Consider the following 12901-nt stretch of genomic DNA (forward strand, 5'->3'; position numbering starts at 1 on the left):
GTCCTGATGTCCTTTCCCGGCGGGTGCCGATCGTTGTTTGGTTGAGTTCCCGAGATGGAAGGAGCGGTCCGATGCCGCAGTACCTCGCACTGACCTTCACGGCCGACGTCGACTGGTGGGCGCCGGAGCAGGCGGCCGAGCTCGCCGAGTACCGGCAGTTCGCGGTCGACAACGCCGGCAGCCTCCGGGCGAGCGCCGTCCTGCACCCGACGGCGACGGCCACCGTGGTCCGGGTGGAGGGCGCCCGCGGCGGGAAGGTCGTCACGACCGACGGCCCGTACGCGGAGACGAAGGAGGCCCTGACCGGCTACTACCTGATCGAGGCCGCCGACCTGGACGAGGCCGTCGCGATCGCCGCGCAGATCCCGGCGGCGTGGGGCGGCGCCGTCGAGGTCCGCCCGGTCATCGCCGCCAGGTAGGCGGCGTGCACGACACCGTCGCCGAGACGGTCCGGGTGGAAGGGGCGCGGATCCTCGCGACCCTGATCCGGACCATCGGCGACGTCCAGATCGCCGAGGACGCCGTGCAGGAGGCGGCCCTCGCGGCCCTCGGGGCGTGGCCGGTGACCGGGGTGCCGCCACAGCCCCGCGCGTGGCTCACCGTCACCGCCCGCCGCAAGGCCATCGACATCCTGCGCCGCGAGCAGGCCCGCCGCGGCAAGGAGGAGGAAGGCACCCGGATGATCGAGCTGGCCCGCGCGGACCTGCCGCCCGACGAGGTCGTGCACGACGACCTGCTCCGGCTCATCTTCACCTGCTGCCATCCGGCGCTGTCGCCCCCGACGCAGGTCGCTCTCGCGCTGCGGACGCTGTGCGGCCTGTCGCCCACGCAGATCGCGGGGCTGCTGCTCAGTACCGAGGCGGCGACGGAGAAACGGCTCACCCGCGCCCGGCAGAAGATCGCCGCCGCGCACATCCCCTACCGGGTGCCGGCGCCCTCGGAGCTCCCGGCGCGGCTCCCCGCGGTGTGCGGCGTGATCCACAGCCTGTACACGTCGGGGCACGCCACCTATGACGTGGACGCCTGCCGCGAGGCGGTCCGGCTCGCCGAGCTGCTGCACGCGCTGCTCCCCGGCCAGCCCGCGCCCGCCGCCGTCCTCGCGCTGCTGCTGCTCACCGAGGCCCGCCGGCCCGCCCGCCTCGACGCCTCCGGCGCCGTGGTCACCCTCGACTGCCAGGACCGCACGCGGTGGGACGCGGCGGCGATCGCCCGCGGGATCGCGCTGCTCAACGCGTCGCTGGAGGCGTCGCAGCGGTGCGCCGACCCGTATCAGCTGCAGGCGGCGATCGCCGCGGAGCACGCCCGCGCCGCCTCCTACGACGGCACCGACTGGCCGGAGATCCTGCGCCTGTACGACCTGCTCATGTCGGTCGCCCCGAACCCCGCGGCGGGGCTGGCCCGGGCCGTCGCCGCCGCGGAGGCGTCGGGTCCGGCGGCCGGCCTCGCCCTGCTCGCGGACCTGCCGCCGGATCCGCGCTGGCACGCGGTGCGCGCCGACCTGCTCGCCCGGGCCGGCCGCCACGCGGAGGCGGTCGAGGCCCTCACCTCGTCCCTCGCCGGCACCGTCACCGACGTGGAGCGCCGCCACCGCGAGCAGCGCCTCGCCGAACTGCGCGGGATGGCCTGACATGTCCGACATCCTGGCGGCGGCGCTGCGCCGGTACCCCGGCGACGAGATCGGCCGGATGCTGGGTTCCCCGGCGTTGCGGGCCGGCGGGCGCTGCTACGCCTTCGTCGCCGGCGACGACCTGATCGTGAAGCTGCCGGCGGCCCGGGTCGCGGAGCTCGTCGCGGGCGGGGCCGGCCGGCCGTGCTCGCCGCGCCCGGGCCGGCCGATGCGCGAGTGGGTCCGCGTCCAGCCCGACCTGTCCTACGTCGTGGAGGCCCGGACGTTCGTCGCCGGGCCGTCACCGGGCTGATCTCCAGGCTGATCACCGGCGATGGCCCGCAGCATCGGCAGGTTCTTGCTGATGATGCCGGAGACGCCGAGCTCGCGGGCCCGGGCCAGGTCGCTCTCGGTGTCGACCGACCACACCATGACCAGGTCGCAGTGCTGGTGCAGCTCCTCGACGACCTGCGGGGTGAGCAGGCTGAGCCGGATGGACAGTCCGGCGACCCGCTGCCGGCGCACCAGCAGCCGCGCCTTGGCCAGCTCGCGCTTGTTGCCCGCCGAGTAGACCCGCCGTACGTGCGGCTGGTCCTCGAACGCGTCCAGCATCCGCCACTGCCTGGAGCACACCGCCACCGGCGCCCCGGGCGCGGCCTCCCGCAGCGCGGCCGCGGTCGCCGGCGCCACCCCGAGGAACGGCCCCTTCAGGTCCAGCATCAGCCGCGGGTCCCCCGCCGCCGTCGCGAGCACCTCGGCCAGCAGCGGCACCGGCGTGTCGCGGCGGCGCGCCACGTCCCGCCACGGCTCCCACAGCAGCTGCGGCCCGAGCGCCTTGGCGTGCCGCATCTCCAGGGCACCCCGGTACAGCCGGACGTCCGCCTCGACGAGGTCGACCCCGGCGTCGAGCGCGTCCCGCAGCTCCGCCAGGTTGTTGCCCGCCCGGTGCGCACACAGCAGCATCCCCGTCACCGCGACACGATAACGCGCCTGGCGGGCGGGCCGGCAAAGCCCGGCCGCCCGTGTGGCGAACGGTCAGTAACCGATCGCCGTGGCGGCGACGTCGCGCATCGAGGTGGCGGTCGCGGCGGCGGCGTACAGGTTGCTGAGCGGGCGGGGCGACTCGCGGAACAGGATGCCGTAGAGGGTGGCGGCGTCCAGGTAGACGGCGGTGTCGTCGGGGTGCTTGCGCACGCCTGTCAATCACTCGGAGAGCGCTCCCCCACCGAGGCGATCGGCCGCAGGGCGCGGCGGCGCACGTCGTCGCCGCGGTCCCAGACCAGCTCGTCGAACCGCGCGCCGGCCGGGTCGTTGCCCTCGGCGATCAGCTCGCGCCGGGCGGCCCGGGCCGCCGACACGCGGTGCCGGTAGTCGTTGAACACCTGCACCTCGCCCTCCGGCCACTCCAGCTCCAGGTAGTCCATGCCCCGGTGCGCGTTCTGGCCGAGCAGGTAGACGCCGGGGGCGTAGGCGCGCAGGTCGGGCGCGGACGCGGTCAGCGCGAGCAGCCCGCCGACCCGGCCGATCTGCGTCCGCGGTCTCCGCGCCGGCACGAACGGCGGCGACTCCACGCTGCGCGTCCGCTCATACCAAGGGATCGCCCGCTCCGCCGCCACCGGGTCGAGGCCGTGCGTGTGCCAGCGGACGGTGCCCTCGGGTGCGCCGCGCAGCGGCAGCTGACGCCGCAGGTCCCGGAACGCGCGGGTGCTCATGCCGGTCAGGTCCGACGGCACCAGCACGATCGGGTCGCCGGGGGCGGCGTCGAACGGGTTCGGGTCGATGTGCGGCAGGTCGATGACCACGAGGGTGTCCTGGCGCCGCTGGAACGACAGCCCCCACAGCAACCGGCCCAGCAGCCGCGCGCTGCGCCAGTCGCCCAGGATGTGCCACGTCCCGTGGTGGAAGTTCGTGCTGAACCGGCAGTCGGTGCCGGCCCGCGGCGAGATGACCGTGCGCGCGCGACCGTCCAGCCACACCGTCCTGCGGTGCAGCTTCATGCGGTCCCCGACGTGACCGGCGCCCACCGGCCGCTGTTGACGTTGCACGTCCACCTCCGGCGCACAGTGCAGCACCGGCGCCGCCGCACCGGCAACGCATTTCGATGCCGGGTAAGGTCGGCCGGGTGTTCGACGCGTTCTTCCGGCGCGCGACGGGTGGCCCGCCGGACCCGGTGCTGGCCGGCCTCGCCCGCGACGGGCTGCCCGGCACGGTCCCGGCCGTCCCTGACCCGTCGCACCTGGTGCTCGTGTGGCTTTGGCGGCGTCTGTACGAGCTGGCGCCGCGCCGGCTGCTGCTCGCGCTGCCGCACGGGGCCCCGCTGGAACCGGTCGCCGGGGACGTCGCGCGGTGGCTCGACGCGCTCGACCTGACCGGCGAGGTCAGCGTGCACGTGGTGATGGGCGGCGCCGGCGAGGCCGACCGGCGGTGGCGCCTGCACCCGCACCGGCCCGCGGTGGTGATCGGGTCCGCCGACGCGCTCGCCAGCAAGGCCCTCAACCGCGGCTACGGGCTGTTCCCGGGGGCGTGGCCGATCGACTTCGCCCTCGTCACCAACGGCGCGCACTGGATCGTCGCCGAGCCGCACCGGTCCCCCACCGCGACCGCCACCCTGCTGCGGCTGCTGTCGTTCGCCGCACCGGACGGGCCGTGGCCGACCGCCGAGCCGCTGTCGCTCACCTGCGTGTCGCCGGCTCCCGCCGCCGCGCCGCCGTCGCTGTCGCGGGCGGACCTCCTCGCCCTGTTCGACACGACGGCCGAGGTCGACGTGACGCCGTACCTCTCCGAGACCGGCGACTTCGACGTGCAGGTCGCGTGGGCGCGGTGGACCCCGGCCGACGGCTCGGGACGGCCCGTGCCGGAGATCCGGCCGCCGGAGCAGCGGTGGCGGACCCCGGTGCCGTCCCGCGCCATCCGGGCCTTCGCCGGCCGGGTCGCCGTCTGGTGGTTCGACCACGCCGACGGCGGCTGGGCCCGGGTGACGGCGGACTCGCCGCTGCGGCCCGGGGAGACGGTCCTCGTGGCCGCGCACGACGGCGGCCTCGACGCGTCCCCGGGCGGGCCGGTGGACCCGGCGCCCGACGTGGACCCGGTCCCGCGGCCGGTCGGTCCGGGCACCGGGTGGCTGTCGCTCGACCAGCACAGCGCCGACGTCCGCGACCAGGTCCGGGCGCTGCTGAGCACCCTCGGCCCGGACCTGCCGCCGGGCGCGGCGCACGCCGCCGTCACCGCCGGGTTCACGCACGACCTCGGCAAGGCGCACCCGACGTGGCAGGACGCGCTCTGCTGCCTGGCCGGTGACCCGGAGCCGGCGTGGATCACCGCGGGCCGGCCGTGGGCGAAGTCGGGGATCGACGCGCCGCTGCGGTTCCGCGACGACGTCGCCTACCGGCACGAGTTCGGGTCGCTGCTGCTGCTCGACGGGCCGATGCGCGGGCTGCTCGACGGCGTCGACGACCCCGATCTCGTCCGCTACCTGGTCCTGGCGCACCACGGCAACCTCCGCCTGCACGTGCCGCCGCCCGGGGACGTCGGCGCCGGCCTGGCCGTCGCCGTGCCGGCGCTGCTCGGGCAGCCCGCCGGCGTCCTGGCGGGCGACCCGACGGTGGGGTGGCCGGCGACGGCGGCCGGGCTGCGCGACCGGCACGGGCCGTTCGTCCTCGCATACCTGGAGATGCTGGTCAGGGTCGCGGACTGGCGGGCGAGCGCGGGGCTGCCGGACGCGTCCTGACCGGGCTTGACGGTGGGTGTCAGGCTCGGGGCCATGCCTTCGAAGCCGGCGCCTCCGGTCGGGGCGGCGGCGCCGGCGCGCCGCCGCTGGTGGCAGTGGCGCACCGTCCGTGGCCTGGCGATGCTCGCCGCCGCCGGCCTGCACAGCGTGCTGCTGCTCATCGTCGGCAGCGTGCTCTGGGTCCGTTCGTCCGCCGACGGCCACCTGTACACCGAGCAGACGGTGCCGGTCGCGCCGGTCGCGCTGGTGTTCGGCGCTCAGGTGTACGCCGACGGGACCCCCTCGCCGTTCCTGGAGGCGCGGCTGGAGCTCGCCCGCCGCCTGCTCGAGACCGGGAAGGTCAAGGTGCTGCTCGTCTCCGGCGACAACATGCACCACGACTACGACGAGCCCACCGCGATGCGCGCCTGGCTGATGGAGCACGGCGTGCCCGACCGGAAGATCGTCCGGGACTACGCCGGCTTCGACACCTACGACACGTGCGCCCGCGCGAAGCGCGTCTTCGGCGTCACCCAGGTGACCGTGGTGACGCAGTCGTTCCACCTGCCCCGCGCGGTCATGCTGTGCCGCCGGCTCGGCCTGGACGCCGCCGGGGTCGGCGACGACAGCGTCAGCAAGTTCAAGTCCGTGTGGCGGGCCAACGCCCGCCGCGAGTACCCGGCCTGCGTCAAGGTCGTCTACGACGTGGTGTCCGGCCGCGACCCCGTCTACCTCGGGCAGCACGAGACCGGCGTGGAGGACGCGCTGCGCTCCGGCTGATTTCCGCGGACCGCTCAACCTCCGCCGCGCCCGCCCCCGTCGGACGGGGTGAAGGCGACAGGGAGGAGCCCGGATGCGCGGCGACAGCGAGGCCGACTACACGACGTACGTGTCGGCGCGGCTGACAGCGCTCCATCGCGCCGCATACCTGCTGTGCGGCGGGGACCAGGACCGTGCCGACGACGTCGTGCAGGTCACCATCACGAAGCTGTACCGGCACTGGCGGCGGGCCAGCGGCGCCGAGAACCTCGACGCGTACGTGCACCGGATGCTGGTGCGCACCTACATCGACGAGAAGCGGCGGCTGTGGTCACGGGTGCGGCTGCTGCCGCACGCCGACGACGAGCGGCCCGGCGCCGACCGGCCGTATGACGCCGCCGACGACCGGGGCGTGCTCATCGCCGCGCTGCGCAGTCTGCCGCAGCGGCAGCGCGCCGTGATCGTGCTCCGGTTCCTCCTCGACCGGCCGGTCGAGGAGGTCGCCGAGACGCTCGGCTGCTCCGCCGGCACCGTCAAGAGCCAGTCCTCCAGGGGCCTCGCCGTGCTGCGGGCCGCGCTGACGCCGGCGCCCGCTCCGGCCAAGACGATGGGAACACTGCGATGACCACAGATGACGAGCTCCGTGACCTGCTGCTGGCGGTCGAGGTGCCGCCGACGACCGCCGACATCGGGCTGGCCATCGCCACCGGCCGCCGCCAGGCCGCCCGGCGTGGCGCGATCCTGGCCGGGGCGGCGACCGCGCTGGTCGTCGCCGGCGGCACCGCCTACGCGCTCGGCGCCGCGGCACCGGACGGGCACCGCGGCGCGCCCGCCGCGCATGGGCCGCAGGACCCGCCGTTCGCGGCGTGCGCGGTCGACACGATCCAGGTCCCGGGCGCCCCCGGCATCCCGGTGGTCGACCCCTCGGGTCGTTACGTCGTCGGTTCCGTCGGGGGGATCGCGTCCCGGATCACGGACGGGCAGGCCGTGGCCTACCCCGGCGCGACCGGCGAGGTGGTGGCGGTCAACGTCGACGGGGTGATCGCCGGCTACGACGACGTCGTCAGTTCGAGCCAACAGCTGGCGTGGACCTACCGCGACGGCGCGAAGACGATGCTGCCGAAGCTGGCCGGGTACCCGTACACGACGCCGACCGCCCTCAACGCCCGCGGCGACGTCGTCGGGTACGCCTCGGGCGAGGCCGGCGACGACAACGTCCCGGTCCTGTGGCCGGCGGACCGCCCCGGCACCGTCGTCGCGCTGCCGGTGCCGCCCGGGTTCGGCACGCCGGGCACCGGCGGCTCCCACGCCAGCGGCGTGTCCGACGACGGCGTCGTCGTCGGCGTGGTCCGTGGGGCGGCGGTCCGCTGGGTGCACGAGGGCAGCCCGGCGCTGCTGCCGCTGCCGGCCGGCTACGAGGGCGCCGAGGCCGTGGCGGTGCGCGGCACCTTCGCGTACGGCTGGGCGGCGGTCACCGGCGGCAACCGGGTCGTGCCGGTCCGCTGGTTCCTCTCCTCCGCGGCGGGCGACTCCGCGTTCGTGATGGAGGGCGCCCCGTCCGACATCGCCGACGGCACCCCGACCGGCTGGGCGATCACGACCGGCGGCGACCTGCGCGAGCCGGTCCAGCTCTCCGGCGACGGCACCGTCAAGCGGCTGCCGCTGCCGCCGGGCGTGCGGCCGCTGCCCGCCGGATCCGGTGCCGGCGCGCGCTCGATCAGCGACGACGGCCGCACCGTCACCGGCGCGACCGGGGACCGCCGGCTGCTGATCTGGCACTGCGACACCCCGTCCTGAGCTCTGGGGGGCTCCGTTGCCGGGCCGCTTCTATGGCGGCCCGGCTTCAGGGGCGCTTCGTCAGGCCTTGCTTCAGGGGCGCTTCGTCAGGTCCTTGTCCTCGATGCCGAGCAGTGGCGCGGTCGTCGGGCAGTCCGTCGACGGGCACTCGCGCGGGTGGGCGAGGAACGCCGCGTGCTCGATCGGGACCACCGTGACGGCGAGGGGCTGGAACGGCCCGCGGGACCAGTAGCGCTCGGTGCTGGCCGCCCGTCGCAGCGCGCGCTCCAGGGTCGGGCTGAACTGCGTGAAGTCGTGGCAGACGAGGACCGGACCGTAGCCCGGCCAGTCGATGCGCACCGCGAACCCGTCGCCCGGCACCGGGCGCCGCAGCACCGCGCGGACGAGATCGGTGAGGTCTTTGCGAGGCATCGGCGAACCACCCTTCCAAGGACCAACGACCGACCAACGTAGACGTTATTCGTACACGTGTACGAACGCCAGCGTTGCGGGTGGTCTTTGTCAGGACGGCTCGGTGACCTTCTCCACCAACGGCGCGGGGGCCGCCGTGAAGTGGTTGCTGAGCCGGCGGTACGGGCGGCTGCGCAACGCGACGACGCTGGCGGCCAGGCCGACGAACCCCGTCAGGACGAACACGAGCGCCAGGCCTCGGTCGGCGCCGGTGCCGAACCAGTCGCCGATCAGGCGGGCGCCGGCGCCGTCGGTCATCAGCGGGATGAACACGAACTGGGCGACCGGCGCGATCAGGAACGCGGTCAGCGGCGACGCGGCCTGTTCGACGCTCTGGGCGAAGCCGAACACGCGCCCCTGCCGCTCGTACGGGACCACCTTCTGCAGGATCGTCTGCTCGGCGGCCTCCGCGTAGGGGACGAGCACCATGTACACGAGCATCCCCGCGCCGAGCAGGACGATCGACGACCTGGCCGGGAACAGCACGGTGACGGTCCACAGCACGACGTTGACCAGCAGGAGCAGGCGGACCGGGCGGCTGCCGAGGCCGGTCCGGGCGACGCACAGGCCGCCGACGATCAGCCCGGCGCTCAGCGCGCCCCACAGCAGGCCCCACGTCCGCACGTCGACGAGCGACAGCCCGTACGCGTCCATGAGCGCCATGTAGACGCCGCCGAGGAAGTTGTTGAACGTCGAGAACAGGATGAGCGCGGTCAGGCCGGGCACCTCACCCACGACGCGCATGGTGCCCTTGAGGTCGACGCTGCGCCGCGGCTCCTCGCCGTCCTCGGCCGCCGCCACGGCCGCCGGGACCACGCGCAGGAGCGACATGTGCACGACCGCCGCGGCCAGCACCGCGAGGGCCATGACGAGGACCCAGAACATGCCGCCGATCGCCACCAGGAAGCCGCTGATCACCGACGTCACCAGGAACGACACCCCCGACGTCGTGCCGACGAGCCCGTTGGCCCGGTCGCGGTCGCCCTCCTCGATGAGCGCCGTCACCATCGTCGGCAACGCGATCGTGCGGATGTTGCCGGCGATGACGCCGAACATGAGCAGCACGATCATCACCCACAGCGGCACGCTCGCCGGGTCCTTGAACTCCTCCCGCGGCACCGTCTGGTAGACGCCGAACGCGGCCGCGTACAGCAGGAACGACGCGACCGCGGACATCTGCATCATCGTCGTCTTGCTGTGATGGTCGACGAGACTGCCGAACCAGATCCCCGTCACGGCCGTCATGACCAGGAAGATGCCGGACACGAGCCCGGTCGCGAACACCGACCGCGTCTCCAGGTACACGTAGAACGTGATCGCGAACCACACCGTGAAGTTGACCACCGACACGAGCAGCGTGTTGACGAGCAGCTGGTAGAAGGTCCTGCGATCTCCCTGAATGGCGGCCATGCAGACGATCGTAGGACCTCACCGGGACTTCAGGTCCAGTTCGGATCACCTACGATGCGCCGATGCAGATCACCATGTGGGTGCCCTACGACGAGCGGCGCCTGCGCCGCACGATCGCGGTCGTGATGCGCCCGCAGGTCCGCCGGATGCGCATCATGGGCGGCATCCTCCTCGCGCTCGGCGTGCTGTTGATCGCGACCGGCATGATGCTTGGCAAGGTCCAGTCGCTCACGATCCCCAAGGACACGATGACCGACGAGCAGCGCGTCGAGTTCGCCGCGTTCCTGGTCGCCGAGCAGCAACGCCAGGCCGGCCGCGCCTTCCTGGGCCGCCCCCGCTGACCGATCCGCCTCCGCTTCCGGGCCGCCTCCGCCTCCGCTTCCGGGCCGCCTTCGCCTGCACGACGAGGGCGGCCCGTCCGCGTCCGGGCCGGTTCGGCTACATCCCCCACTTGCGCAGCAGCGCCCGCATCCGCCGGTCGATCCCGGGGTCCGGTTCGACGCGCGCCGCGGCGGCGACGGCCTCCGCCGCGGCCGGGGTCCCGGCGGGCCAGGCGTCCAGCGCCCGCACGGCCATGTTGCGGTTGCGGACCGTCGCGTTGGCCAGGGCCGCCGCGATCAGGGGCCAGCCCTTGCCGGGGTGCGCGTCGAGGCGGCTGACGACGATGTCGAGGACGTGCTCGGGCCGGTCGCTGCCGAGCCCGAGGTCGAGGGTGGGCCCGGTGGCGAGGTCCGCCAGCGGGAGGAGTTCGGCCGCGAGGTCGAGCACGCCGTCGATGTCGCTCGTGCCGTCGACGAGGGAGAGCCACAGGTAGGTGTCGAACGGCTCGCGGCGCAGGTGCGCCCGGAGCAGGCCGTCCATCGGCACGTGCAGCTTCTCGGCCACCCAGATCGCCCGCTGGAACTCCTTGGGGTCGGCGCTGTGCAGCGCCCGGTCGAGCAGTTCCCGCCAGGCGGGCCGGGCGGTCAGGGCGTCGCAGGCGTCGCGGAGCCGGGCCCGCTCGGCGGCGGACCACGCCACCGCGTCCGCCTTCGGACCTGAACCCGACGGCCGCATCGTCTGCCCGGCGATGAAGTCGCTCAGTGTACCGACGACCCCGACCCGGCTCAGGTCCGGCGGGTGGTTGCCGGCGTGGGTGAGGTACCGGTCGATGACCCGCGGCCCGTCCGGGTAGTGGGTGATGTCGGCCGCCGGCCCGCCGTGCAGCAGCGCGAGCAGAATCCCGTCGGCGCCGGACAGCAGCGGCTCGTCGATCGCGTCGGGTGCCAGCGCGTCCAGCAGGCCGCCGGTGGTGGCGGCCAGGTGGGCGAGGTACTCATCCATGATCGTGTTGCGGTACCCGTCGCGGAGCAGCCACGCCCGGATCTCCGGGTCGCCGGTGCCGCGCAGCTGCTCCACGGCGTGGATGCGTCCCCAGCCGTCGACCCGGCGGGCCAGTTCGTACACGGCGCGGTCCGGGTCGGGCTGCGAGCCGCGCAGCGCGGCCACGGCGTAGCGGGTGAGGGTGTCGAGGGCGCCGAGCAGGAGCAGCAGGTCGCGGTCGCGCCGGTCGCCGCTGACGCCGAGCAGCATCACGCCGGTGGCGACCTCGTCCCGGCCGGTCCCGTGCCGCGCGAGATGCAGCGCCAGCTCGCGCAGGCGTCCGGTGGGCAGGTCCCGGCCCTGCAACTGCCGGACGAGGTCGTCGGAGCCCGCGGCCGTCGCCGCGGCGCGCAACCGCCGGACAGCGCCGGCTTCCGGCGGGCGGCGTACGACCGCCTCGATGAGGTCGGCCAGGCCGGGGCTCGCGGTGGGCGCGGCGGCCCGGGTCATGTGCTGGGAGCGGATGCCCTCGAGGACCGTGTCGGAGATCAGCGGTGCGGCCGGCCGCGCCTGCCGGTCCGGGAGCGGGTCGCCGCCGTCCGGCCAGGGGCCGGGGCCGTGCGCGGCCCGCAGCGCCAGTGCGTGCGCGAGGACGGTGGGGCGGTCGTCGTCGGGCGGTGGCAGGTGCCACCCGTGCGGGCTCATCGAGCCGGGCGGAGGCCGCCCTTCCGGTTGATCATCATGCGGTCATGATGCCGGATCGTCGATGGGCCCGCAACAAGCGCGGTCAGCAGGGGCGGCCGTAGTCGTACGGGAGAGCCTGCAGCCGCTCGACGGGGATGTCGCCGAGGATCAGGTACTTCTCGGCGCCGTCCGGGACGATGTCGTCGGGGTCCATGAGGGCGAAGTACGGGTCGACACCGCCGTTGGCCGCCATGTACGGTCGCGGGTCCTCGGCGTACGTGACGAGCGCGCCCGCCTTGTCGGTCATGATCAGGCCGTACTCCTGCATGGCGCGGGCGATCGTGCGGGCGGCCGGGCTGCGCACCACGCTGATGTCGAACGCCGGGTCGAGGCGGAACCGCTGGCCCTCGCACGGGATGTCGGCGCCCTCGGTGTTGCCGTCGTTACGGGTCGCCGGCCACGAGTTGCAGTCCTTGCGGGTGCGGACGGTGGCGATGTTGACGGCGTGGTCGATCCTGCCCCGGCGCAGCTCGTCGATGCGGATCGTGAACGCGCCCATCGGCAGGCCGGTCGCGGTCGCGCCGAGCGGGTTGGTGAAGACGCCGGGGTTGCGGGAGTAGTGCTCGATCTTCCCGCCCCAGCACGCCGACCAGTGCCCGGCGGCGTCCCGCTCGGCGCGCCAGAAGTCCCAGTACGTGTCCGTCGACGGCTGGTAGATCGTCACGGCGGCGTCGGTGCCCTTGGACACGATCAGGTCCGCGGGGGTCGGCACCGCCGCGAGGCTGTCGGCGATGACCGGCGCGAGGTGCGGCAGGTTCAGGCAGTCGGAGAACGTCCACCGCTGCGTCGGGGTGTCCCTGCCGACCGTGAAGATCGGCGTGGAGTACTCGTCGGTGTTCACCGCCCACGAGCCGTAGTTGTTCACCTTGTCGAGGCGGATGTTCTCCACGACCGCGGCGGAGTTGGCGGCGAGCGGCACGTGCCGGGGCAGTTTCGTGTTCCACGGCCCTTGTCTGGAGAACCCGTTCACCGGCTTGGTGTGCTGCCCGCCGGCGTGTGCCGGCGCTGCCGGCACTGCTGTCGCTGCTGTCGCTGTGAGCACCGTTGCCAGCGCCGCCAGGATGCGTGGGAGCATGCCGCGCAGCGTAGGGCCACGATGACCGGCCGTGGTGTTCCGTTCGTGCGGG

At 74.3% G+C, this 12901-nt stretch carries 15 protein-coding genes; 8 read left to right on the forward strand and 7 right to left on the reverse strand.

Annotation, left to right across the window (positions count from 1 at the left end; genetic code table 11):
- The first annotated feature begins 71 nt into the window (after nt 1-71).
- Genes ACQEVZ_RS50500 through ACQEVZ_RS50510 form a run of 3 tightly spaced genes read left to right on the forward strand, consistent with a single transcriptional unit; the run spans nt 72 to nt 1919 of the window.
- Nucleotides 72-419 (forward strand): YciI family protein, encoded by a 348-nt coding sequence (locus ACQEVZ_RS50500; RefSeq protein WP_433382358.1) that lies wholly within the window; start codon nt 72-74, stop codon nt 417-419.
- A gap of 5 nt (nt 420-424) precedes the next feature.
- Nucleotides 425-1627, forward strand: a complete 1203-nt coding sequence (locus ACQEVZ_RS50505; RefSeq protein ID WP_433382361.1) for an RNA polymerase sigma factor — start codon at nt 425-427, stop codon at nt 1625-1627.
- 1 nt (nt 1628) lies between these two features.
- A complete protein-coding gene (locus ACQEVZ_RS50510) occupies nt 1629-1919 on the forward strand; it encodes a hypothetical protein (RefSeq protein WP_433382364.1) in 291 nt (96 codons plus the stop codon).
- Here the strand turns inward: ACQEVZ_RS50510 and ACQEVZ_RS50515 are convergent.
- From ACQEVZ_RS50515 to ACQEVZ_RS50525, 3 genes are all read right to left on the reverse strand, one after another.
- On the reverse strand, nt 1871-2569 hold the full coding sequence (locus tag ACQEVZ_RS50515) for a glycerophosphodiester phosphodiesterase (RefSeq protein WP_433386136.1): 699 nt from the start codon (nt 2567-2569) through the stop codon (nt 1871-1873). The two genes, ACQEVZ_RS50510 and ACQEVZ_RS50515, sit on opposite strands and share 49 nt — an antisense overlap.
- A gap of 72 nt (nt 2570-2641) precedes the next feature.
- Entirely contained in the window at nt 2642-2800 is a 159-nt protein-coding gene (locus ACQEVZ_RS50520) for a hypothetical protein (protein WP_433382367.1), read from the reverse strand.
- A 5-nt stretch (nt 2801-2805) separates the two neighbouring features.
- Nucleotides 2806-3651: a hypothetical protein gene (locus ACQEVZ_RS50525; protein ID WP_433382369.1), complete on the reverse strand. Its 846-nt coding sequence runs from the start codon at nt 3649-3651 to the stop codon at nt 2806-2808.
- 56 nt (nt 3652-3707) lie between these two features.
- Here ACQEVZ_RS50525 and ACQEVZ_RS50530 point away from each other — a divergent pair, with 56 nt between their 5' ends.
- The 4 genes from ACQEVZ_RS50530 (at nt 3708) to ACQEVZ_RS50545 (ending at nt 7868) form a co-directional block, all read left to right on the forward strand.
- Nucleotides 3708-5333, forward strand: coding sequence for an HD domain-containing protein (locus ACQEVZ_RS50530; protein ID WP_433382372.1), 1626 nt, complete (start codon nt 3708-3710; stop codon nt 5331-5333).
- Between the two features lie 33 nt (nt 5334-5366).
- Nucleotides 5367-6092 (forward strand): SanA/YdcF family protein, encoded by a 726-nt coding sequence (locus ACQEVZ_RS50535; protein WP_433382375.1) that lies wholly within the window; start codon nt 5367-5369, stop codon nt 6090-6092.
- A gap of 73 nt (nt 6093-6165) precedes the next feature.
- Entirely contained in the window at nt 6166-6696 is a 531-nt protein-coding gene (locus ACQEVZ_RS50540) for a SigE family RNA polymerase sigma factor (protein WP_344499285.1), read from the forward strand.
- Nucleotides 6693-7868: a hypothetical protein gene (locus ACQEVZ_RS50545; RefSeq protein WP_433382378.1), complete on the forward strand. Its 1176-nt coding sequence runs from the start codon at nt 6693-6695 to the stop codon at nt 7866-7868. Before ACQEVZ_RS50540 ends, ACQEVZ_RS50545 begins: the two co-directional genes overlap by 4 nt.
- A gap of 72 nt (nt 7869-7940) precedes the next feature.
- Here ACQEVZ_RS50545 and ACQEVZ_RS50550 read toward each other — a convergent pair whose 3' ends face one another.
- Together ACQEVZ_RS50550 and ACQEVZ_RS50555 are read right to left on the reverse strand one after the other, a co-directional pair.
- Nucleotides 7941-8279 (reverse strand): hypothetical protein, encoded by a 339-nt coding sequence (locus ACQEVZ_RS50550; protein WP_433382381.1) that lies wholly within the window; start codon nt 8277-8279, stop codon nt 7941-7943.
- 90 nt (nt 8280-8369) lie between these two features.
- Nucleotides 8370-9728 carry an MFS transporter gene (locus ACQEVZ_RS50555; RefSeq protein WP_433382384.1) on the reverse strand — a complete coding sequence of 453 codons (1359 nt, stop codon included), beginning with the start codon at nt 9726-9728 and terminating at the stop codon, nt 8370-8372.
- A gap of 62 nt (nt 9729-9790) precedes the next feature.
- Between ACQEVZ_RS50555 and ACQEVZ_RS50560 the strand changes: the two genes are divergently transcribed.
- Nucleotides 9791-10069: a hypothetical protein gene (locus ACQEVZ_RS50560; protein ID WP_433382387.1), complete on the forward strand. Its 279-nt coding sequence runs from the start codon at nt 9791-9793 to the stop codon at nt 10067-10069.
- Nucleotides 10070-10166: 97 nt separating this feature from the next.
- On the opposite strand, the gene ACQEVZ_RS50565 is transcribed toward ACQEVZ_RS50560, so the two are convergent.
- Together ACQEVZ_RS50565 and ACQEVZ_RS50570 are read right to left on the reverse strand one after the other, a co-directional pair.
- Nucleotides 10167-11735: a hypothetical protein gene (locus ACQEVZ_RS50565; protein ID WP_433382390.1), complete on the reverse strand. Its 1569-nt coding sequence runs from the start codon at nt 11733-11735 to the stop codon at nt 10167-10169.
- A gap of 82 nt (nt 11736-11817) precedes the next feature.
- Nucleotides 11818-12849 carry a hypothetical protein gene (locus ACQEVZ_RS50570; RefSeq protein WP_433382393.1) on the reverse strand — a complete coding sequence of 344 codons (1032 nt, stop codon included), beginning with the start codon at nt 12847-12849 and terminating at the stop codon, nt 11818-11820.
- Between the last annotated feature and the right edge of the window lie 52 nt (nt 12850-12901).

Source organism: Dactylosporangium sp. CA-152071 (assembly GCF_050936335.1).
GTDB lineage: Bacteria > Actinomycetota > Actinomycetes > Mycobacteriales > Micromonosporaceae > Dactylosporangium > Dactylosporangium maewongense.

What these genes read in the sequence shown, in the direction of transcription:
- ACQEVZ_RS50560 (WP_433382387.1), top strand. Translation starts at nt 9,791, where the DNA reads ATGCAGATCACCATGTGGGTGCCCTACGACGAGCGGCGCCTGCGCCGC.
- ACQEVZ_RS50530 (WP_433382372.1), top strand. Translation starts at nt 3,708, where the DNA reads ATGCCGGGTAAGGTCGGCCGGGTGTTCGACGCGTTCTTCCGGCGCGCG.
- ACQEVZ_RS50545 (WP_433382378.1), top strand. Translation starts at nt 6,693, where the DNA reads ATGACCACAGATGACGAGCTCCGTGACCTGCTGCTGGCGGTCGAGGTG.
- ACQEVZ_RS50555 (WP_433382384.1), bottom strand. Translation starts at nt 9,728, where the DNA reads ATGGCCGCCATTCAGGGAGATCGCAGGACCTTCTACCAGCTGCTCGTC.
- ACQEVZ_RS50510 (WP_433382364.1), top strand. Translation starts at nt 1,629, where the DNA reads ATGTCCGACATCCTGGCGGCGGCGCTGCGCCGGTACCCCGGCGACGAG.
- ACQEVZ_RS50515 (WP_433386136.1), bottom strand. Translation starts at nt 2,569, where the DNA reads ATGCTGCTGTGTGCGCACCGGGCGGGCAACAACCTGGCGGAGCTGCGG.
- ACQEVZ_RS50540 (WP_344499285.1), top strand. Translation starts at nt 6,166, where the DNA reads ATGCGCGGCGACAGCGAGGCCGACTACACGACGTACGTGTCGGCGCGG.
- ACQEVZ_RS50500 (WP_433382358.1), top strand. Translation starts at nt 72, where the DNA reads ATGCCGCAGTACCTCGCACTGACCTTCACGGCCGACGTCGACTGGTGG.
- ACQEVZ_RS50550 (WP_433382381.1), bottom strand. Translation starts at nt 8,279, where the DNA reads ATGCCTCGCAAAGACCTCACCGATCTCGTCCGCGCGGTGCTGCGGCGC.
- ACQEVZ_RS50565 (WP_433382390.1), bottom strand. Translation starts at nt 11,735, where the DNA reads ATGAGCCCGCACGGGTGGCACCTGCCACCGCCCGACGACGACCGCCCC.
- ACQEVZ_RS50535 (WP_433382375.1), top strand. Translation starts at nt 5,367, where the DNA reads ATGCCTTCGAAGCCGGCGCCTCCGGTCGGGGCGGCGGCGCCGGCGCGC.
- ACQEVZ_RS50570 (WP_433382393.1), bottom strand. Translation starts at nt 12,849, where the DNA reads ATGCTCCCACGCATCCTGGCGGCGCTGGCAACGGTGCTCACAGCGACA.